We start from the raw sequence: 18,807 nt of genomic DNA, 5'->3' as shown, positions 1-18,807 counted from the left end.
CACCTTCAGGGGCAGGGGTCGTTGATTAGAGGCCAGGATTCTACAGGAAGGCCCTGGGCTACAGCCTTAGCCAAGGCTCGAACCTCGGTCAAGGCCCGGGGGTGCTCTTTGATAGCCCCGCGGGCTTCGATTCCTCGATAAAAAAGTCCACCGACATAAGTGGCATCGATGGCGTCAAAAAAATACCTGATAGTCCGTTGGGGGCCTTCAAAAAGCCTCTTTCCCTTGGTGGCTCCCAGGGAAAGAAAAATTCCGGTTCGGCCTTTGCTCCCTAAGAGGCGGCCTAAACGATACTTTCCTACCCAGCAGGCCTGACTCCTTTCCACCAGGGCCTGGGTGAAAGAGGTGATATTGTAAAAAAATATGGGCGAGGCCACTACTATGGTGTCTGCTTCGGCCAGTTGGGTGTAGATCTCGGTCATGTCATCTTCAAGGATGCACTCTCCAGTCTCGTCACAGCCCCCGCATTCAAGGCAGGGGGTGATTTTCCTTTGGGCCAGGGGCACAAATTCAGCCTGGCCTCCGGCCTCCTTAAAGGCCTCAAACCAGGCCCAAGAGAGCAAATGGGTGTTGCCGTTTATCCGGGGGCTTCCCATAAAGACAATAGCCTTCATCGCCTCTCCTTGAGGATTGAGATCTGAAAATTAGAAGGAATCTTAAATGATAAATCTTGGCAGTCAAGGAGTGATCTTTCTAGGTGAAGGTTTTCGACTTTAAGGGAAAGGGAAAGAGGCCAGTAATCAAGGTTTAGTCCAGAGGGGTGATAATATATACTAAGGATAATCTGTTTTTGGCTGTTGAGAACTTTAAGCCAGGAAAGTCTTCCTTCACGATCCATCTTTAGACGAATAGAATGTGGTGGAGAGGATAAGACTGCATAAAGCCAATTGTTCTTTTGTTTAAGGTCTTTTAAGGTTCCCCAGCGGGAATCAAAGAGCCCCTGGATCAGCCCCTGGGGGTGGCGAAGGAGGCCCTGGGGTAAGGTTTTATCAAGGCTTCCTATCAAGGCCCGTCCCTCAAGGGGAAGGGCTATTTGTATATTCTCCCGGGCCAGATAGGCTATAATGACCGGCGGGCCTAACACCGAGGGCACTTCCAGACGAAGACACCCCTCCTGGGAGTTGAGAACGGCCGAACCATAAAATTTGCGAGAGAGGACCTGGGCCTGGAAGTCAAAGATGGCCAAGGCCCCCGGGGGAGTCAGCCTCTGGAGTCTTTCCCGCTCCAAACGGGGTACCTCCTTAAGGGGAGAGAGGGCGCAGGAGGTCAAAAGGACAAAAAGACTAAGGAAGAAAGTCTTGGGCCTCTTCCAGAAGTACACGGGTCTTTTTAATTTTTTTCTTTATCCGACGCCGATCTTTATCCTTTTTGAAAAGGGAGGAGGCCTTTTGATAGAAGCGGAGGGCCTTATTGTATTCTCCCAATTTGAGGTAAACATCGGCCATGTGTTCGTTGATTATAGGATCATCGGGCACCAGGGAGATGGCCTTTTTTAACTGGTCAAGGGCCTTTTTGTAATCTCCCTTTTTGTAGTAAACCCAGCCCAGGCTGTCGATAATATAGCCATCGTTAGGACGAGCCTTTAAGGCCTTTTGGATCATCTTCTCGGCCTGATCAAGGTTTATCCCCATCTCGGCCCAGGTATAACCAACAAAATTAAGGGCCGCCGGATTATCGGGTTCCTTTTGGAGGATCTTCTGGGCCGCCGAAAGAGCCGCCTCTCTTTTGCCAGCCTTCTCTAAAACGTAGGCCAACTCCAGTAAAAGTTCTGTATCTTCCGGACGAAGCTTTAAGGCCTCCCGAAGGGTTTCCTCGGCCAGATCAAGGTGTCCGTCCTGTTCATAGATGGAGGCCAAAGTGCGGCGAAACTGGATTCGGTCGGGAAAGGTCTTTATGGCCTCTTTAAGAAGGGAAATAGCTTCCTGATTGTGGCCAAGACGGACAAGACAGAGAGCCCGGCGATTTATGGCCTCAGGAAAGAAGTTGGAATCCCGGGAGACCAAGGCGTATTCGGAAAGGGCCTTCTTTAGCTCTCCTTTGGTTTCATAGGCTAGGGCCAGATAAAAGTGGATCCGGTTGTCTTCAGGGGCCCTTTGGACCAACTCCTTAAGTTCGGCTATGGCCTCATCAGTCCGATTGAGTTCCAGCAGGATCAGAGCTCCCCTGAGTCTAAGGGCCCTTTGATCATTGAGCTTCGAGGAAAGGCGTTTTATAGCTGCCAGGGCCTCTTCTCGCTTTCCCTGGCGGATGAGAAGTTCCACCAACCTTTCTCGGGCCTCCTGGCTCTGGGGATTCTTATCCAGGCACTCTTTATAAGTGGCCAGAGCCTTATCGGGTTGACCGAGCTTTTCATACAGGCCGGCCAGCTCCAACCAGACCCCCTCAAAGTGGGGATTAAGTTCTATGGTGCGGCGGTATTCTTTAATGGCCTCTTCATAGGAGCCCATTTGGCGATAGATACGGGCCAGATAATAATGGCCCATGAAGGAATCTCTTTTGACCTTAAGAAAATCTTTCAGGGCCTTTATAGCCCCTTTATAGTCCCGATTCTGGGCATAGATGCTAGAGATGAGCATAAGGGCTTCGGTCTGACCAGGATCTATCTCCAGGGCTCGCGAAAGGGTCTCAGTGGCCCGCTGATACCGCCCTTGAGAGGCATAGATGCGTCCCAGAAGGATAAGAATAGAGACATCCCTGGGCCGCTTTTTTGAGGCCTTCTCGGCATATCGAAGGGCCTCGTCAAAGCGGCCCTCTGAGGCATAAAGCCGGGCCAGCTCCACCATGGGTAAAACAGCCTTTGGATCTAAACGAACAACCCGTTCAAAACAAAGGGTGGCCTCATCAAAACGGCCGTTAAAGGCCTCATACTCCCCCCGAAGAAACTGGTAATAGGCCTCAGCCCGCGGACTTAAGTCTGGATAGGCCCCGGCTGGGGAAATCAGAAAAAGAAGAAGACCAAATACCAGGCTAAGATGCTTCCAGGGCCAGAGGATAGTTCTCAATGTCGGGTAGTCTCTCCTGTAGAAATTTTTTGAGTTTTTTAAGAAGTCGCTCTTCAATCTGCCTCACCCGTTCTCGTGAGATGCCAAAACGAGAGCCTATCTGTTGCAGAGTAAGGGGTTCTTCGGCCAACAATCTTTCTTCAAAAATTACTTTTTCTTTGTCCTTTAACCCCCGGCCAAATTCGGCCAGCACCTGACGAAGCCTTTCGCCTACTTCATCCCGGGCCACCTGATCTTCTACCGGGGGATCATTGCTGGGGAGAAAATCCTGATATTTCTCGTCAGAGTCCTCTCTGACCGGAGCATCCAGGGAGACCTCCCAGGCTCCCATGCGCTGCTCCATCTCAATGACATCCTTTTCTTTGACTTTGAGCCTTTGAGAGATGAGCTTTGAAGAGGGTTCAAAGCCAAGGGCATCTAGGCGATCCTTCTCCTTTTTGAGATTATAAAAAAGTTTTCGTTGGGCCTGGGTGGTGCCAATCTTTACCAGGCGCCAATTATCCATGATAAACTTGAGTATATAGGCCTTGATCCAGAATGAGGCGTAATAAGAAAATTTGACCCCTCGGTAGGGATCAAACTTCTTGACCGCCTGCATCAGGCCAATATTACCCTCCTGGATAAGGTCTAGGAAGTTTTGCATCCAGAACTTTTGGAAATCAAGGGCAATCTTGACCACCAAGCGGAGATTAGAGGTTACCAGCTTGTAGGCCAGGCGAGGGTCCCTGGTCTCGTAATATTCTTTAGTCAGCCTCTCTTCCTCCTCCCGAGAAAGAAGGGGGTAGCGACTTATTTCCGCCAGGTACCGCTGCAGAGGATCAGCGACTGCCGGCGCCAGTTCCTCATCTTGGCCGGCAGGCACAGGAATCTTGTTCTCCAGTGGAAGAGGGAGAAACTTGGATTCGTCTTGGGACTCTGACTTTTTTCTTCCTCGGCGGCTTTTTTTGCCTGGGGATACCTTGGCCGACTTCACTTTGGCAGCTTTGACCATGAAACTCCCTTATCTTTGGTTTTGTGGTCGGATGGGTGAGCTGAACATAGTGAATAAAGACGATCGAGTTACCAAAATATCAGGTTTTTCCAGGTGAGACAATCAATTCCTCGCCAAGAAGCCTTGAAGATAGTCGATGACCTTTTTTACAGGGATCTCCCCGGAGCCAATGACCTCCCCTTCAACGGTTACCACGGGGGGCTCTACCATCCGGGCCAAGACAGCCATGGCCGCCTCGTATCGGTTGGCCCTTTCGTCACGATTAACGTCAATATAGATAACCTCGGCCTGATTGCCAAACCGACGCTCAACTTCTTCTTTGAGAATCTCGAACTGATCTCTCACTTCCTTACCCAGACTGCACCGGGCTGCCGGTCCGGGCATACAGGCCTCACCGGTGCACTCACTCACCAGACAGGGGCGGTCAAAGACCAAAACTTTCACTTTGTCCGTCTGTTTCTCCATGTGTTGATCTGAAAAAAACTGTTATCAGGCGGCCCTTTTCCCCTTGAGGCCATGTTTTTTAAGATAAATCTGGATGGCCGAGATGGCCGCCGGAGTGATTCCCGAGATTCTTGAGGCCTGCCCCAGACTGGTTGGGCGTACTCGGGAGAGCTTCTCCCGTACTTCTGTGGACAAGCCGGGTATCTCCCAGTAATTAAGATTTTCTGGAAGACGCATAGCTTCCCAGCGGCGGAAACGTTCGATTTCTTCCCGCTGACGGGCCACATAACCGGCGTATTTGGTCTCTGTCTCTACGGTTTCGGCCACTGGAGGGGGAAGCTGGGCTAAAAATGGATAAATTTTGGCCAGGGCTGAGAGGCTTACCTCCGGCCGACGTAAAAGATCAAAGAGACTTATTGATTCTTTAAGGGGAGAGCTCCCAAGGGAGGCCAGAAGACCATTGACCCTGTCAGGACTGGCCTTCTCGGTTTTAAGTCGGGAGAGGGTCTCCTCTATGAGAGCCTTTTTGGACTCATAGCGGCGATAGTCTTCCTCGGATACCAGCCCAAGACGCCAGCCAAGCTCAGTGAGCCGGAGATCAGCATTGTCTTCACGAAGCAGGAGTCGATATTCGGCCCGGGAGGTAAACATCCGGTAAGGCTCTTGGGTGCCTTTGGTCACCAAATCATCAATAAGGACGCCGATATATCCCTGAGAGCGGTCAATGATTACCGGCTCTTCATCTTTTACATAACGGGCGGCATTTATTCCGGCTACCAGTCCCTGGGCACCAGCCTCTTCATAGCCTGAGGTGCCATTTATCTGACCAGCCAGAAATAGCCCGGCCACGGTTCGGGTTTCCAGAGAGGCCTTGAGCTGGATGGGATCGACATAATCATATTCGATGGCGTATCCTGGTCTTAGAATCCGAGCCTCCTCTAACCCCTCAATGCTTCGAACCATGGCCAGTTGGACATCCACCGGCAGACTGGTGGAGATCCCGTTGGGATAGATTTCTATAGAGTCTATCCCTTCTGGCTCTAAAAAGACCTGGTGCCGCTGCTTTTCCGGAAAGCGAAAGACCTTATCCTCAATGGAGGGACAGTATCTGGCCCCTACCCCCTTAATGACTCCCGTAAAGAGAGGGGAGCGGTCAGTGGCTGCCTGGATGATTTCGTGGGTTCGGGCGTTGGTGTAGGTTACATAGCAGGGAAGTTGAGGAAGTAGGGGACGTTTCCCCTGATTAGCGAAGGAAAACAGCGGTGGAGGATCGTCTCCGTACTGAATCTCTAGCCGGGAAAAATCTATGCTTCGGGCATCAAGGCGAGGAGTAGTGCCTGTCTTTAAGCGGCCCATCTCTAGCCCCAAAGACTTAAGGCACTCAGAAAGCTTATTTGAAGGCGGATCACCCATGCGACCGGCCGGAAAGTTATTAAGGCCGATATGAATAAGGCCCCGGAGAAAGGTCCCGGTGGTAACGACCACGGCCCGAGCCTGAAAGATCTCTCCCACCGAGCTCTCCACTCCTGCCACCCGGCCCTCTTTTACTAAAATTTTGGCCACCTTGGCCTGCTTAATCTCCAGTCTGGGCTGATCTTCAAGGACCCGCCTCATCCGAAGACGATATCGGAGCCGATCCGCCTGGGCTCTGGTGGCTCGGACGGCCGGCCCTTTGCTGGTGTTAAGTCTTCGGAACTGAATCCCCGTCTCGTCGATATTTTTGGCCATGGCCCCACCGAGAGCATCTATTTCCTTGACTAGATGCCCTTTGGCCAGGCCACCAATGGCCGGGTTGCAGCTCATAGCTCCGATGTTATCCAGGTTGATAGTCAGGACCAGGGTTTCACAGCCCATCTTGGCCGCAGCCAAAGCGGCCTCACAACCGGCGTGACCAGCACCAATAACAATGACATCAAAGGCTTTGGGATAAACAGACATCTTCAGTTCTTTTCTAATTTAAGGTTATTAATCACCTTCTTAACGCCCCTGGTCTGGCGGGCAATTTCCAGAATCCGCCGCATTTGATCTCTGTTATTGACTATCCCTGTCAGGGTAACCACACCATTTAAGACATCAACATCAATAGAAAGAGACCTTATTCCCGGCTCGACCAGAAGCTTGGCCTTAATCTTGGCCCCTAGAGTCTTGTCATCAATAAGGCGACCCAAGGATCGCTTGCCCACCTGAAGGTTATTGCGAACCCGAACCACCCCCGGAATCTTACGGGCAATCTCTACCGCCCTTTGGGCCTCATCTCTGCTGGAGACTATTCCTGTCAGGGTAACTGTCCCATCTAAGGTGTCGACGTCTATTTTTCGGGCCTTAGTCTGAGGATCTTTGGCCAGGGCCGCCTTTACCCGAGCAGTAATGGTAGCGTCGTCCACTTGACGCCCGAGGGTTCGCTCGTCTGTGGCTACCTTATAGGCCCCAGTGGCTCCGGCCCCTACAATTACTGGACCACAGGAAGAAAGCAATCCCCCCACAGCAAAGAGCACAAGGAAGACGAAAAGAGGCTTTATCCAGATAGAGAGATAAATGGGTTTGGCCGATATCATAAACAAATACCCCTGAAAGAAGTAACGTGATTATGGTAACTCAACCTGATCCGTTGTAAACTCTGGTCAGGTTACAAAAGGAGAACGCCATGAAGATAGAAAAGATCTTCCCTTCTTTCGGAGTTGAGAGCTCCTCTCGACCTCAAGAAAAAACCAAGACAGGGGGCTTCAAAGAGATACTGGATCAGGCCCTGACCTCGCCTCCAGAGACAAATCCTTCGACACCGGTTTCCTTCCCGCCGGTTATCTCCCTTGAGCCAGAGGAGCTGGAAGGCATAAGACAGGCTGAAGAAATTCTCTCTATTATGGATAATATCGCTCGGCTCGCAAGCCAGGGGCCCCTTTCCGGGAGCTCTTCGGCTCAGAGCCTTGAAGAGCGAGGGCTTGAGCTCTCCCGTCTGGCAGAGACTTTAAAGCCAGGCCCGGCCAAAAGCCTCATGGAGGAGGTCGCCACTCTGGCCACCGTGGAGGCCCTTAAGATTCGCCGAGGGGACTATTCCTAACCTGGAATGGTTTTGATCCAGACTTTTCGGTTTCGGGGGCCATCAAATTCGCAAAAGAACACCCGCTGCCATGTCCCCAGCCGGAGTCTCCCGCCCTCTACTATAAGGCAGACCGAAGGGCCGGTAAGGCTTGACTTGACATGGGCGGGGGAATTGCCCTCAAGGTGCCGATAGGGAAACCTCCAGGGAACAATCTCGTTAAGAACAGCCATCACATCCTCGGCCACAGCCGGATCAGCCCCTTCGTTGACCACTATCCCGCCGGTGGTATGAGGGCAGTAGACTATACAGAGGCCCTCGTCTATGTCTATTTCTCGATTTACAGCCTCGGTGATATCAATAAACTCTGTCTTCTGGTTTGACTTAACGGAGATAGTTTTAATCATCCCTCGGCCTCCTTGGCAGGATTTCTCTCCCAGAGGAATATCACCGCTGGTTTCAGGTCTTCAAGTTGTTTCAGGAGGCGTCCTGGATAAGGCAGAAGATGTTCATAACCCCCAATGTGGACCAGGGGGGTTCGGTGACGCAGGCGCCGTCTGATCCGGGATGCGAGGATGGAATCTCGCCTTAAGTCTTCGGGCTTCCAGCGCCAGTTAAAATGGAGAAAGAAACGTTCTGGATTTTGAATTGCTCTGGGGGCCAGAGAGAGATGTTTTTGGGGCTCCTCCCACAGGGCCTGCCCGAGACGCTTAAGAAAAGAGATATCCCCCGTTTCAAGAAGATGATCAAGCTGACGTAGATACTTTTGCGCTGGGGCTGAGAGATCTGTCAGATAAAGGGGAAGACGATGTTTACGGGCGTATCTTTGAGCGGCCTTAAATTCAAAGGGAAGGTCTATTAGACGCTGAAGCCCCTCAAGGGCCGCCTTGTCTAGGGCAAAGGCCAGCTCTTGGAGGCGCTTGAGCCACCGGTGGCGTTGTCTTTGTCTAAAACGGTAAGAAAAACGGCTCATTTCCAGGGAAATGGCCGCTGGGCACAGATGCTCGAGAACCTGGAAGAGCATTTCCTCCCCCCTGGGGAGGCGGTGGATAGTGCCAACAAGAATCAAGCCGGTGGTCTTAGGCCACCGGATAGGCCCCTTCAGGGCGTTGTTCAAGGATTTTAATCTCCGTGGCCCCTTCATCCAGAGTGATTATCTTACTTCGTCTTATTTCACGCTCCGGAAGCCTGATCACCCGACCGGCCCGGTGAATGGTGGTGGGGGAAAGGGTTGTCTTGTAGGTGAGTTTTACCCCAAAGACCTTGCGGCCAAAACGGGTAATAAACCAGCCCGGTCCCTCAAGTTGGAGATCATGGGCATCTCCGGGTAAGTAGATTCTCTTTACCCTCCGTCGGGGGTACCGGCGCCCGCCTTTGTACTCGTGAGGGCTCACATACTCTAGCCAGATTACCCGCCCTTGGCGATAGCGGGACTCAGAGGGGATATAGACATCACCTCGCTTTTCCTCTTCGATGGTTCGGGAGACATAGGCCTCGATGTCTTCTTCCTGGACGAGATGGTCTTCGTTAAAGTCTTCAAAAAGGATCTCAAAACCAGCTACGGCGGCAATAACATTGGCCAGCCTCACCGTTCGGGCATGGTCTTTGAGGACGGCCTCTCTGAAAGGCTTGAGATCATCACCCAGCCTGGCTTCCATCTCCTTCAGATAGGTAAGGGTAACCAGGAAGTCAGCGTAGGCCTTTAGCTTTTCCAGCTCCTCAGCCGAATCCACATAGAGCATGGCCTTTCTTAAGGAACAAAACTCCCTTCGAAATTCGAGGGCCTCGGCCAAGCGGATTATCTCTATCGGGTTGGCCGTTTCGATTTCTTTGATCAGTGCATCATCAAGGTCCTCAAGCTCAGTCTCAAGGTTTACGGCCTGGCCAAAAGGCCTGTACTCCCTCTCCCAGCCATAAAAACGGGCCAGGAAATTGGCCTCTCTGGTGGTGGCAGCATTTTCCTCCAGGGCAACCTGACGAAGTTCCTCCAGACGAGGGCCAAACTTTTTGGCCCAAAAGGGGCTGTGGGTCAGGGTGCAGAGATAATCAGAACGTTTTTTGAGCTCGGTAAGTTTGTCCTCTGATTCGATCTCCAGCATTTCATCGCGGATAATACAGTTAATTCGCCTGATGTCAGCCGGGCCATTTACGGGGCCATATATCCATCGGGCCATAACTGACCTCCCCTTTTCGGTTTTACCTAGATTTGGCGGTTTTCAAGGAGAAGGTAGCCATGATGCCCAAGGGGTCAAGACGGCCGACTTTAGCTTTTTTAAAAAGAAACCGATCAAAAGAATAACATCATACTTACTTAAAGAGGCCCTAAGTGAAACTCAGCCCAAACATGACCCAGACTCAGCAGAGCGGTAGCCAAATAAAAACTAAGATACAGGAGCTGGCTCCCTATCAGAATCTGCGCAACCGTATCCTTCAGGTGGAAGATCTTCCTACCGTTCCGGCCACTATTCTTCGCCTTATTGAGAGCCTGGGCAACGTTGAAGTTACAGTAGAGGAGCTTGAGGATATCATTCGTTATGATCAATCCCTGACCAGCAAAGTCCTTTCCGTGGCCAATTCCGCCTTTTATGGCCATCGTGTCCCCATTACTACTGTTAAGCGGGCCATAATTGCTCTTGGCCTCGATGAGGTTCGCAACATTGCTCTTTCCATCATGATGATCAGCATTTTTAAAACCCCGGAGGAATTTGAGGACTTCAGCCTTAATGATTTCTGGCTCCACTCCATTGCCGTTGGCCTCGGAGCCAGGATCATCGCCGGAGCCCTTGGTCGCCCTGACGATGAGGTCTTCTTTGTCTGTGGCCTTCTCCATGATTTGGGCCGGGCGGTACTGGCTACTCAGTTTCCAGATGAGTTTCGGGCCATTCTCAAAGTCCAGCGAGAAACCGGCTGCCACCTACTTGAGGCCGAGGCCTCCCTGGATGTCCCCCATACCTGGGTGGGCCGCTGGCTGGCCAGGTATTGGAAACTCCCCGGTTTTGTCATTGAGGCCATTCGCTATCATCATCATCCCTTTACCAGAAAGGGGTTCAAAGAGGTTGCCGCCATCTGTCAGGTGGCCGATCACCTAGCCCATCGATATCAGATAGGCCGGATCCCCGGGGGTCAGGAGGCGGCCATTGGCCCGGTGCTAAAGCGTCTGGGGCTCTCTGAAGAGACCTTCTCGGAGCTTGCCGATCAATTTGAAGCCCTGGGTCCGGTAATTGTTGAATCCTGGTTAAGCAACGCCATTGTCAGCTAACTCTCCCTGGCCACCCAGGCCAAATGGCTGTATAAACCTGCCATAATGTTCACCTCAACTATCCTTTATCTCTTGGTAGCCATGGTTCTTTTTGCCAGTTGGCCGGCTGGCCCTCCGATTATTCCCCTGCCTCTGGCCGCCGGCCTTTATCTGGCCAAGCTCTTCCTTTTCTTTTTTGTCTGCCGCCATCTTCTGCGAAGGGTTCGCAGTATAGCCGGAGCCCTGATCTATCAGGAGAGGCTTTCCATCCTGGCCCTGCTATTTTATGGATTAGACGTCTACCTCCTAGACCTTAAAACCCAAATACTCTCCCTGGCTACCAATCTTTGGCCTACCCTTCTTGATCTGGGAGGAATCGTTTTTTTTCTACTTTATTTGTTTATTGTCTGGCATGAGGTGGCCGCCTGCCAGGGCCGCCTAGGTGAACGCCCTGCCCCTAAGGGCTATGTGGCTGGACAGTTTCGTCTCCTTTTGCCGGCCCTTATCCCTTGGATTCTGGTGAGTCTTTTGGCTGACGTTCTTCCTACCCTGCCCCTGCCGCTACTAAAGACCTTAAGCCAGAGTCCTCTTTACGAGCTGGGATTCTTCATTGTCTTTCTCCTTATTATGGCCCTCTTCATCCCCCCTCTTATCCGCCATCTCTGGGGGTGCCGGCCTTTACCGGCCAGCCCTTTAAGGGATATGCTTGAAAATTTTCTCCGGCGTCAGGGGCTCTCCTTTAGGGATATTCTCGTATGGCCCATTTTTTCCGGCCGGCTCTACACGGCCGGGGTTATGGGACTTATCGGTCCCTTGAGATATGTCCTCATTACTCCCGGACTGTTAAGTATCCTTGATGATGAAGAACTTCTGGCCGTAATGGCCCATGAGGTTGGACACATAAAGCGCTACCATCTCTTTTATTATCTGTTTTTTCTTCTCATTTATGGCCTTTTGGGCTATTTCCTCCTTGAACCCGCCTTCTATGCCCTTACCTATTGGAGGCCGGTCCTGGACTACCTTGTCTCCCACCCCCAGCGGGGAGAAGACCTCTTATTTTTGGGATTTTCTCTGCCGGTGCTTATTCTTCTGGTGATTTATTTCCGATATATAGTGGGTTTTTTTATGCGAAACTTTGAAAGAGAGGCCGATCTTTATGCCCTCTTGACCTTGGGAAGGCCGGATGGGCTTATTCGAGCCCTGGAGAAGATCGGCTATCTGGCCGGCGGAATAAGGGATTTGCCAAGCTGGCACCATTTCAGTATTCGAGAAAGAGTGGAGTTCCTTGAGGCCTGCCGTCATCACCCCGACCTTGTTCAAAAACATCATAAAAAGGTCAGGAGATCCTTAGGGATATATCTCCTTGCGGTGATGATGATCATTATCTCTTTAAGGAGTCTGCCTCTTGAGAAGATCGAAAGCGGCGGCAGGGCCAGGCTCCTTCTGGCGATGGTGGAGGAGAAGCTAAACTCTGACCCCCAGAGAAGACCTCTCTGGTACAAGATTATGGCCAGTCTCTATCTGGAAATTGGAGAAGAGCTAAAGGCCCTGGAGACTTTAGAAGAGGCCCTATCTCTGGCCCCAGAAGATCCGGAGATCCTCAACAATCTGGCCTGGCTTTATCTGACTATAAAAGACCCTCAGCGACGAAATCCCACCCGGGCCTTACGATTGGCCCTTAAAGCCGCCAGAATTTCCCCGGAGGCCTATGTCCTGGACACCCTCGCCTTGGCCTATTTTGAAAACGGAGACCTGGAAAAAGCTATAGCCACCCAGAAAAAGGCCCTCTCCCTGGCCAAGAAGAATAAAGAGCACTACCGGGCCCAGCTTAAGCGCTTTCTTAAGGCCAAAGAAAAAAAGAAGGGGTCCACGCCTTTGTGAAGAAACCGGAACCTTCGTCTACCCTTTGAGGCGATCTCCATATTTAGAGAGGATCCCCTCAACGGCCAGCTTGGCTGAATTAAAGGCCGCCATAATGGTTCCCTTATCAGCCACCAAATCGCCTACCAGAAAGAGCCCCGGGATGTTGCTTTCACCGTCTGGGGCCACTCGGGGACGTTTGCCATCTAGCTCCACTCCGGCCGCCTGAAGAAAGGCCTCAGGGGTTGAACCTCCCAGGCAATAGTAGACAGCGTCAAACACCTTAGACTGACCGTCTTTAAAATTTACTTTGACCTTATCCCCTTCGGCCTCCAGACTCTCGATATCGGTGGCCATCATCAACTTAACCCGGCCTTCCTTGCACTTGCCCTCTAGGGCGCAAAGGTTTTCCTGATTTATCCGGAAAAACTCCGGTCGGCGATAAGAGAGATAGACCTCATTCTTTTCGCACAGAAAGCAGGCCGTCTCGGCCGCGGTATCCCCACCACCTACCACTAGGATCTTTTTGCCCTCGGGGGCTGAAAGAGGCATGCCAAAGAAGACTTTGTCTCGGACTTCCTTGGGGATGGGATAACTTGGTTTTACCGGACGACCGAAGACCCCTATAGCCACTACCACCACCGGGGCCTCAAAGGCCTTCTGGTTGTTGACCCAGATGATAAAACGATGGTTGTCTTTTTCGATCTTGGTGACCTCACTTTTGTAGCGAATATCAAGATCATATTTTGAGATAAATCCCTTCATCCTTTCCAGGAACTCTTCCTTGGATTCGGTGTCAAAGGAGAGAAGACCGATGGGATCGATCTTTTTCTTAAGGAAGACCGGATCCACCCTCTTGCCCTCATGATAGAGACGGACAATGGTGTCGCAAAAGTGAGGGGCCTTTTCCAAAACTACCACCTTTTTAATACCCGCGGCTTTGGCCTCACAGGCCGTGGCGATTCCTGCCGGGCCGGCACCTACGACAACTAAAGAAACCTGTTCCATCTCTCCCTCCTCAAGTGCCCTAAATCTGGCCCTAAAGGGCCTCGGAGTGACCGTAAGATTTTAAATTAGGGGCTATGACACATAAGAGCAGACTTTGCAAGGAAAACTTCAGGAGGGGGAGAGGGCTTCGTTCATGATCTGAACCCCGGCGCTGGTTCCCAGGCGGTCAGCCCCGGCTCTGATAAGCTCTAGGGCCTGCGGGAGGGTTCTGATGCCACCGGCGGCCTTGACCTTCTTCATCCCTAAAGTGAGGTCATGGATGAGCTTTACATCCTCTACGGTAGCCCCCTGAGAGGCAAAGCCGGTGGAAGTCTTTATGTAGTGAGCCCTACCTTCCCTTAAGGCTTCAATAACGGCAACCTTTTCTTCCTGACTCAGGTAGGCACACTCAATGATTACCTTTATCGTGGCCTCGGGAACGGCCTCGCAAATGGATTCAATCTCTCCGGCGATAAAATCAAAGCGCCCCTCTTTAACCCAGGCCAGATTAATGACTACATCAAGCTCCCTGGCCCCGGCGAAGAAGGCCTCGCGGGCCGCATAGACCTTGACCGAGGTCATCTCAAAGCCCAAGGGGAAACCCACTACAGTGGAGACACGAGGCTTTCTTCCCTTTAATTTCTCTCGAGCCAAGGGGACAAAGGTTGGAGGGACACAGACAGAGGCAAAACCGAACCTTACCGCCTCTTCACAAAGACGTTTGATCTCATTGGCGGTGGCTGTGGGGCGAAGAAGGGTGTGATCAATGCGGGCAGCCAGCTCTTCAGGTGTCATTTTCAGGCCTTTTCCACCCCGTAGTGGGCCCAAAACTTTCGGAAAAACCCCTCCAGATCCGGCCTCAAACTATAACCTAGGGACTCAAAGCGCTTCTTTATCCACTGATGATCATGGCCTTGATGAAGGGCCTGATGAATGATCACCAGCAAGACTCCCAGGGTTTCATCATGGGTGCTCAGGATATAGGGTTCGCGAAGCTCGTCTGTCAACCTGAACCACTCTAACACTCGCTCGTCATCAATCTCACATTGAGTAAAATCACATTCTCCGATTCTTATGGGAATATATCTTAGGCCGTGTTCTTGGGCCCATCTGGCAAGCAGAGAGCCTTCTCTCTCTCGGGCCTCAATATCTATAATCACCTCATAGCCCATTTTCTTTAATTTCTCTAAGTCCGTCTCCCGGGGAAACCCTACCAAAACGGTATGGCCATCGAACCGAATCTCCTTATAAACTCCCATCTCGCTCCCCCTGGTTAATAATTCAAAACCTACTCTCAAACTATAAGACGAAAAAGAATCCAGAAAAGTTCCTGGCGCCACATTAAAGGCTATAAGATTTTACTTGAAGGCCGGATAAAGTTTAATTACTAAGCCCGATTATGGGCAGAAAACGCAGGTCTGGAGGGCGCATGGGCTCTAAACGAGAGCATTGGGCCAGTCGAATTGGGCTCATCCTCGCCATGGCTGGTAATGCCGTGGGGCTGGGAAACTTCCTCCGTTTCCCCACCCAGGCGGCCCAGAATGGCGGGGGTATCTTTATGATTCCCTATATGATTTCTTTGGCCCTAATAGCTATTCCCCTAATGTGGATCGAATGGGGGATCGGCCGCTATGGTGGCATAAGAGGCCATGGGACCACCCCGGCCATTTTTAAACTTCTTTGGCCCCATCCTTTGGCCAAATATCTGGGGGTCTTGGGGCTCTTTGTTCCCTTTGTGGTTTCCTGCTACTACGTTTATATCGAATCATGGACCTTGGGTTACGCTATTATGGCTGCCCTTGGTAAACTCCCAAACAGCATGATGGCCTCCGGGGTAAATGCCCAGGAATACCTTAAACCTTTTAATGACTTTTTGGCCGACTATACCGGTATGCGGGGGACCGAGATCTTCAAGCCCTCTCTGATGGCCTACATTTTTTTTCTTGTTACCATGGCCCTTAACGTCTTTATTTTGGTGCGAGGCATCTCCGGAGGAATAGAGCGACTGGCCAAGGTGGCCATGCCCCTGCTCTTCATTCTGGCTGTGGTGTTGATGATCCGGGTGTTTACCCTGGAGACCCCCAATGGCACGGCGGTGGAGGGATTAAATTTTCTCTGGAAGCCGGACTGGTCCCAGCTGACTAATCCCAAGGTCTGGTTGGCGGCGGCAGGACAGGTCTTTTTCACTCTGAGTCTAGGATTCGGGGCCATTATTACCTATGCCTCCTACCTTAAAAGAAACGACGACATTACCCTTTCGGCCCTCACGGCCTCTTCTCTCAATGAGTTGGCCGAGGTGGTCTTAGGAGGGTCCATAGCCATTCCTGCTGCCGCAGCCTTCTTTGGAGCGGCTGCTGCCCAGACTATCGCCAGCTCCGGGGCCTTTAACCTGGCCTTTGTCAGTCTCCCGGCCATCTTTGCCAACATTCCCTTGGGACAGATCTTTGGTTTCCTCTGGTTCTTCCTGCTCTTCTTTGCCGGTCTAACCTCCTCGGTGGCCATTATTCAGCCGGTAGTGGCCTTCCTAGAAGACGAATTTAAACTTTCTCGCAAAATTGCTGTCTTTGCCAGTATGGGGCTTCTGTTTGGTATTGCCCATGTGCCCATCTTTCTGGCCGGGGCCCTGGATGAAATGGATTTCTGGGCCGGGACTTTTTTTGTAGTTCTTTTCGCCCTCATTGAGGTCATCGTTTTCTTCTGGCTCTTTCCAGCGGACAAGGCCTGGCGAGAGATTAACCGGGGGGGGATAATCAAGCTTCCTCGCCTGTTTTTCTATATCATGCGCTACGTAACCCCGACCTTTCTCTTGGCCATCCTTATTTGGTGGTTCTTTAAGGTTCTTCCTGACTATCTTCTTCAAAGCCACTGGACGGCCTGGGTGGCCCGAGAGATCATGGTGGGAATCCTTTTCCTCCTGGGCCTTTTGGTTTATCTTTCTCAGAGGAGGAACCATCGATGAGCGGGCAGGCCCTTTTGTTTATGCTCTTTTCTTGGTGCTTTGTGGCCAGCCTGACCACCTTTTGCTTCACCCGTCTTTTTATGGGTAAGAAAAAAGGCTCAAAGAGCGATCGGTGTCTAAAGGAAGATCGCTAGAAGTCAGTCTCTTCTCCCCTAAGGCCCCTTTGGCCGAGCGGATGCGTCCGGCCAGCCTGGAAGAGTTCGTGGGCCAAAGACACCTCCTGGCCCCAGGCCGGATTCTCTCCCGCCTTCTTGAGGGAAAAACGGTTCCCTCCCTTATTCTCTGGGGGCCCCCAGGTTGTGGTAAGACTACCCTGGCCCGCCTTATCGCTCAGGCCGCCGGGGCCCACTTTGTCTCCATTTCGGCGGTAACCTCTGGAGTCAAAGAACTCAAGGAGATTGTTGAGGAGGCCAAACGGCAGGCTTTAAGGGGCCAACGAACGGTGCTTTTCATTGATGAAATACATCGCTTTAACAGAGCCCAACAGGATTTTCTTCTTCCTCACGTGGAAACAGGTCTTCTCACCCTTATTGGGGCAACTACAGAAAATCCCTCCTTCCAGGTCATTGCTCCTCTTTTGTCCCGAGCCAAAACCTTGGTCCTTAAGGCCCTTGAGCCAGAAGAAATAGAAGTTCTTCTCTTTCGAGCTTTAAAAGACAGCCGGCGGGGTCTGGGCAGTCTGGGGCTGGAGATAGAACGACAGGCCCTAGAACACATCATCCTTCAGGCCTCGGGAGATGCCAGAGTAGCTCTTAACAGCCTGGAGCTGGCGGCCGAGCTGGCCTTCAGAGAAGGCAAGAAGACTATCGATCTTGAGCTAGTTGAGGAGGCCGTCCAAAGGAAAGCCCTCCTTTATGATCGTCAGGGCGAAGAACATTACAATCTCATCTCGGCCTTTCATAAAAGCCTGAGGGGTAGTGATCCAGATGCGGCCCTTTACTGGATGGCCCGAATGCTGGCTGCCGGGGAGGACCCTCTTTATATTGCCCGGAGGATGATTGTCTGCGCCTCTGAAGATATTGGCAATGCCGATCCTCAGGCCCTTCTGATAGCCGTGGCGGCTAAAGAGGCCTACGAGGCCCTTGGCCAACCCGAGGGAGAGCTGGCCCTGGCCCAGGCGGCCGTTTATCTGGCCTGTGCTCCCAAGAGCAATGCCGTCTATCTGGCTTTGAAAAAGGCCCGGTCCGACGTAAAGCGGCACGGCTCCCTTCCTGTGCCTCTTCACATCCGAAATGCTCCCACGGAATTAATGCGAGAGTTGGGCTATGGACGGGGTTATCGCTATGCTCATGATTGGCCTGGAGCCTATGTCCCCCAGGAATATTTTCCAGACAAACTCAAAGGGCGTCGCTACTATGAGCCCACAGACCGGGGCCAAGAGGCCGAAATTAAGCGCAGGCTCTGGCGCTGGCGTCGTCTCAAAGAGGAATCTATAAAGAGACGTAGCGAAGGTTAGATCTAACTTCGTGCAGACGACGTTCCAGAAGAGAAAGACCGCTTTGGGCCTCCCGAGCCTGGGGGTTGAGGTTCAAGGCGGAAAGAAAGGCCCCCCGGGCCCGATCAAACCAGTGACCCTCGAGATAGCTTTCTCCGGCTAAGATAAAACCCATCTCTGGTTGGCCGGGAAACATAAGATCGAAGATTTCAAGTAAACTATCTGGCCCCCAGAGCTTTTCCAGATTTTTTTGAGCCTCTAGTAGAAATCGTAAAACCAGCGGATTGTCCTTCATTTGAGGGAGAAGATCAAAGAGGGCCCTTTTGGCCCGTTGAAAAAGCCTCTGTAGCCGCCGAAGGTGCCGACCTCTATCTTCGATTATATCTTCAAAGAACTCCGAGTAGCTAAAGTCTTCTGGAAGATAGTCGTAGTTTCTTTCTAAGGCCTCATAAAGAGGCCGGTATCTTTCCAGAAGATAGGCGGCTTCTTTAAGTTTCATGGCCTCATGAAAGATGGAACCTATCAACCAGTCAAAGAAGACCCCTCGAGGAGTTCTTTCGAGGTCGTCGCGCCAGAGGGCATGGCAGATATCCTTAAGAAGCCATAAGGGACCTTTGTTTTTTTCTGAACCCAGCCAGCCCTTAAGATCCTCAAAAATGGAGGGTTTTTCTTTAATCTCGTGAAAATAAAGGGCCGCCTCGATAAACCCGGCCAGGGCCTGACGTTCGAAAAGGTCGCGGCGCTCTTCAAACCAAGGGTTGCCCATACCGGAGGACACAAATAATCGCTTTTTGCCCTTGCCTCAAGGGCCGATTTTAGGTAACAGGTGCCAAGCACATGCTACAAGGAGTCAT

The 18,807-nt window shown here is 51.7% G+C and carries 20 protein-coding genes; 6 read left to right on the top strand and 14 right to left on the bottom strand.

Annotated elements, in window-relative coordinates:
• Positions 1-5: 5 nt before the first annotated feature.
• From G4V39_RS00930 to G4V39_RS00900, 7 genes are all read right to left on the bottom strand, one after another.
• Positions 6-614, bottom strand: coding sequence for a flavodoxin family protein (locus G4V39_RS00930; protein WP_166031144.1), 609 nt, complete (start codon positions 612-614; stop codon positions 6-8).
• The gene (locus G4V39_RS00925; protein WP_166031143.1) at positions 611-1,228 is read right to left on the bottom strand and encodes a hypothetical protein; all 618 of its coding nucleotides are present in this window, start codon (positions 1,226-1,228) and stop codon (positions 611-613) included. Before G4V39_RS00925 ends, G4V39_RS00930 begins: the two co-directional genes overlap by 4 nt.
• A 55-nt stretch (positions 1,229-1,283) precedes the next feature.
• Positions 1,284-3,002: a tetratricopeptide repeat protein gene (locus G4V39_RS00920; protein WP_166031142.1), complete on the bottom strand. Its 1,719-nt coding sequence runs from the start codon at positions 3,000-3,002 to the stop codon at positions 1,284-1,286.
• The gene (locus G4V39_RS00915) at positions 2,968-3,993 is read right to left on the bottom strand and encodes a sigma-70 family RNA polymerase sigma factor (RefSeq protein ID WP_166031141.1); all 1,026 of its coding nucleotides are present in this window, start codon (positions 3,991-3,993) and stop codon (positions 2,968-2,970) included. Before G4V39_RS00915 ends, G4V39_RS00920 begins: the two co-directional genes overlap by 35 nt.
• Before the next feature lie 102 nt (positions 3,994-4,095).
• A complete protein-coding gene (locus tag G4V39_RS00910; protein WP_166031140.1) occupies positions 4,096-4,437 on the bottom strand; it encodes a DUF1462 family protein in 342 nt (113 codons plus the stop codon).
• Positions 4,438-4,482: 45 nt separating this feature from the next.
• Entirely contained in the window at positions 4,483-6,381 is a 1,899-nt protein-coding gene (gene mnmG / locus G4V39_RS00905) for a tRNA uridine-5-carboxymethylaminomethyl(34) synthesis enzyme MnmG (protein ID WP_374058477.1), read from the bottom strand.
• The gene (locus tag G4V39_RS00900) at positions 6,378-6,992 is read right to left on the bottom strand and encodes a BON domain-containing protein (protein WP_166031138.1); all 615 of its coding nucleotides are present in this window, start codon (positions 6,990-6,992) and stop codon (positions 6,378-6,380) included. Before G4V39_RS00900 ends, mnmG begins: the two co-directional genes overlap by 4 nt.
• A gap of 89 nt (positions 6,993-7,081) precedes the next feature.
• On the opposite strand from G4V39_RS00900, the gene G4V39_RS00895 reads away from it, so the two are divergent.
• Entirely contained in the window at positions 7,082-7,495 is a 414-nt protein-coding gene (locus tag G4V39_RS00895) for a hypothetical protein (RefSeq protein WP_166031137.1), read from the top strand.
• On the opposite strand, the gene G4V39_RS00890 is transcribed toward G4V39_RS00895, so the two are convergent.
• Genes G4V39_RS00890 through G4V39_RS00880 form a run of 3 tightly spaced genes read right to left on the bottom strand, consistent with a single transcriptional unit; the run spans position 7,492 to position 9,648 of the window.
• Positions 7,492-7,881 (bottom strand): secondary thiamine-phosphate synthase enzyme YjbQ, encoded by a 390-nt coding sequence (locus G4V39_RS00890; RefSeq protein WP_166031136.1) that lies wholly within the window; start codon positions 7,879-7,881, stop codon positions 7,492-7,494. The genes G4V39_RS00895 and G4V39_RS00890 overlap by 4 nt on opposite strands.
• Positions 7,878-8,498 carry a hypothetical protein gene (locus G4V39_RS00885; protein ID WP_166031135.1) on the bottom strand — a complete coding sequence of 207 codons (621 nt, stop codon included), beginning with the start codon at positions 8,496-8,498 and terminating at the stop codon, positions 7,878-7,880. Before G4V39_RS00885 ends, G4V39_RS00890 begins: the two co-directional genes overlap by 4 nt.
• A gap of 55 nt (positions 8,499-8,553) precedes the next feature.
• Positions 8,554-9,648 carry a hypothetical protein gene (locus G4V39_RS00880; protein WP_166031134.1) on the bottom strand — a complete coding sequence of 365 codons (1,095 nt, stop codon included), beginning with the start codon at positions 9,646-9,648 and terminating at the stop codon, positions 8,554-8,556.
• Between the two features lie 152 nt (positions 9,649-9,800).
• Here G4V39_RS00880 and G4V39_RS00875 point away from each other — a divergent pair, with 152 nt between their 5' ends.
• Both G4V39_RS00875 and G4V39_RS00870 read left to right on the top strand, forming a co-directional pair.
• Positions 9,801-10,733, top strand: a complete 933-nt coding sequence (locus G4V39_RS00875; protein ID WP_166031133.1) for an HDOD domain-containing protein — start codon at positions 9,801-9,803, stop codon at positions 10,731-10,733.
• A 45-nt stretch (positions 10,734-10,778) separates the two neighbouring features.
• A complete protein-coding gene (locus G4V39_RS00870) occupies positions 10,779-12,593 on the top strand; it encodes a M48 family metallopeptidase (RefSeq protein ID WP_166031132.1) in 1,815 nt (604 codons plus the stop codon).
• 18 nt (positions 12,594-12,611) lie between these two features.
• Here the strand turns inward: G4V39_RS00870 and G4V39_RS00865 are convergent, their stop codons facing one another.
• The 3 genes from G4V39_RS00865 to G4V39_RS00855 all read right to left on the bottom strand — a co-directional run bounded on the left by G4V39_RS00865 (position 12,612) and on the right by G4V39_RS00855 (position 14,818).
• Positions 12,612-13,580 (bottom strand): NAD(P)-binding domain-containing protein, encoded by a 969-nt coding sequence (locus G4V39_RS00865; RefSeq protein WP_166031131.1) that lies wholly within the window; start codon positions 13,578-13,580, stop codon positions 12,612-12,614.
• Positions 13,581-13,688: 108 nt separating this feature from the next.
• Entirely contained in the window at positions 13,689-14,354 is a 666-nt protein-coding gene (gene deoC, locus G4V39_RS00860; protein ID WP_166031130.1) for a deoxyribose-phosphate aldolase, read from the bottom strand.
• A gap of 2 nt (positions 14,355-14,356) precedes the next feature.
• Complete coding sequence (locus G4V39_RS00855) at positions 14,357-14,818, bottom strand: hypothetical protein (RefSeq protein WP_166031129.1); 462 nt, start codon at positions 14,816-14,818, stop codon at positions 14,357-14,359.
• 170 nt (positions 14,819-14,988) lie between these two features.
• On the opposite strand from G4V39_RS00855, the gene G4V39_RS00850 reads away from it, so the two are divergent.
• The 3 genes from G4V39_RS00850 to G4V39_RS00840 are packed head-to-tail and all read left to right on the top strand — an operon-like array spanning position 14,989 to position 17,974.
• A complete protein-coding gene (locus tag G4V39_RS00850) occupies positions 14,989-16,518 on the top strand; it encodes a sodium-dependent transporter (protein WP_166031128.1) in 1,530 nt (509 codons plus the stop codon).
• Positions 16,515-16,652: a hypothetical protein gene (locus G4V39_RS00845; RefSeq protein WP_166031127.1), complete on the top strand. Its 138-nt coding sequence runs from the start codon at positions 16,515-16,517 to the stop codon at positions 16,650-16,652. The genes G4V39_RS00850 and G4V39_RS00845 overlap by 4 nt, the downstream gene beginning before the upstream one ends.
• Before the next feature lie 41 nt (positions 16,653-16,693).
• On the top strand, positions 16,694-17,974 hold the full coding sequence (locus G4V39_RS00840) for a replication-associated recombination protein A (protein WP_166033028.1): 1,281 nt from the start codon (positions 16,694-16,696) through the stop codon (positions 17,972-17,974).
• On the opposite strand, the gene G4V39_RS00835 is transcribed toward G4V39_RS00840, so the two are convergent.
• Positions 17,949-18,719 carry a hypothetical protein gene (locus G4V39_RS00835; RefSeq protein ID WP_166031126.1) on the bottom strand — a complete coding sequence of 257 codons (771 nt, stop codon included), beginning with the start codon at positions 18,717-18,719 and terminating at the stop codon, positions 17,949-17,951. The two genes, G4V39_RS00840 and G4V39_RS00835, sit on opposite strands and share 26 nt — an antisense overlap.
• Positions 18,720-18,807: the final 88 nt, after the last annotated feature.

It is taken from the genome of Thermosulfuriphilus ammonigenes, assembly GCF_011207455.1.
In the GTDB taxonomy this organism is placed as follows: Bacteria; Desulfobacterota; Thermodesulfobacteria; order Thermodesulfobacteriales; family ST65; genus Thermosulfuriphilus; species Thermosulfuriphilus ammonigenes.
The sequence above is the reverse complement of the archived record's forward strand: the minus strand, read 5'-3'. Positions and strand labels throughout refer to the sequence as shown.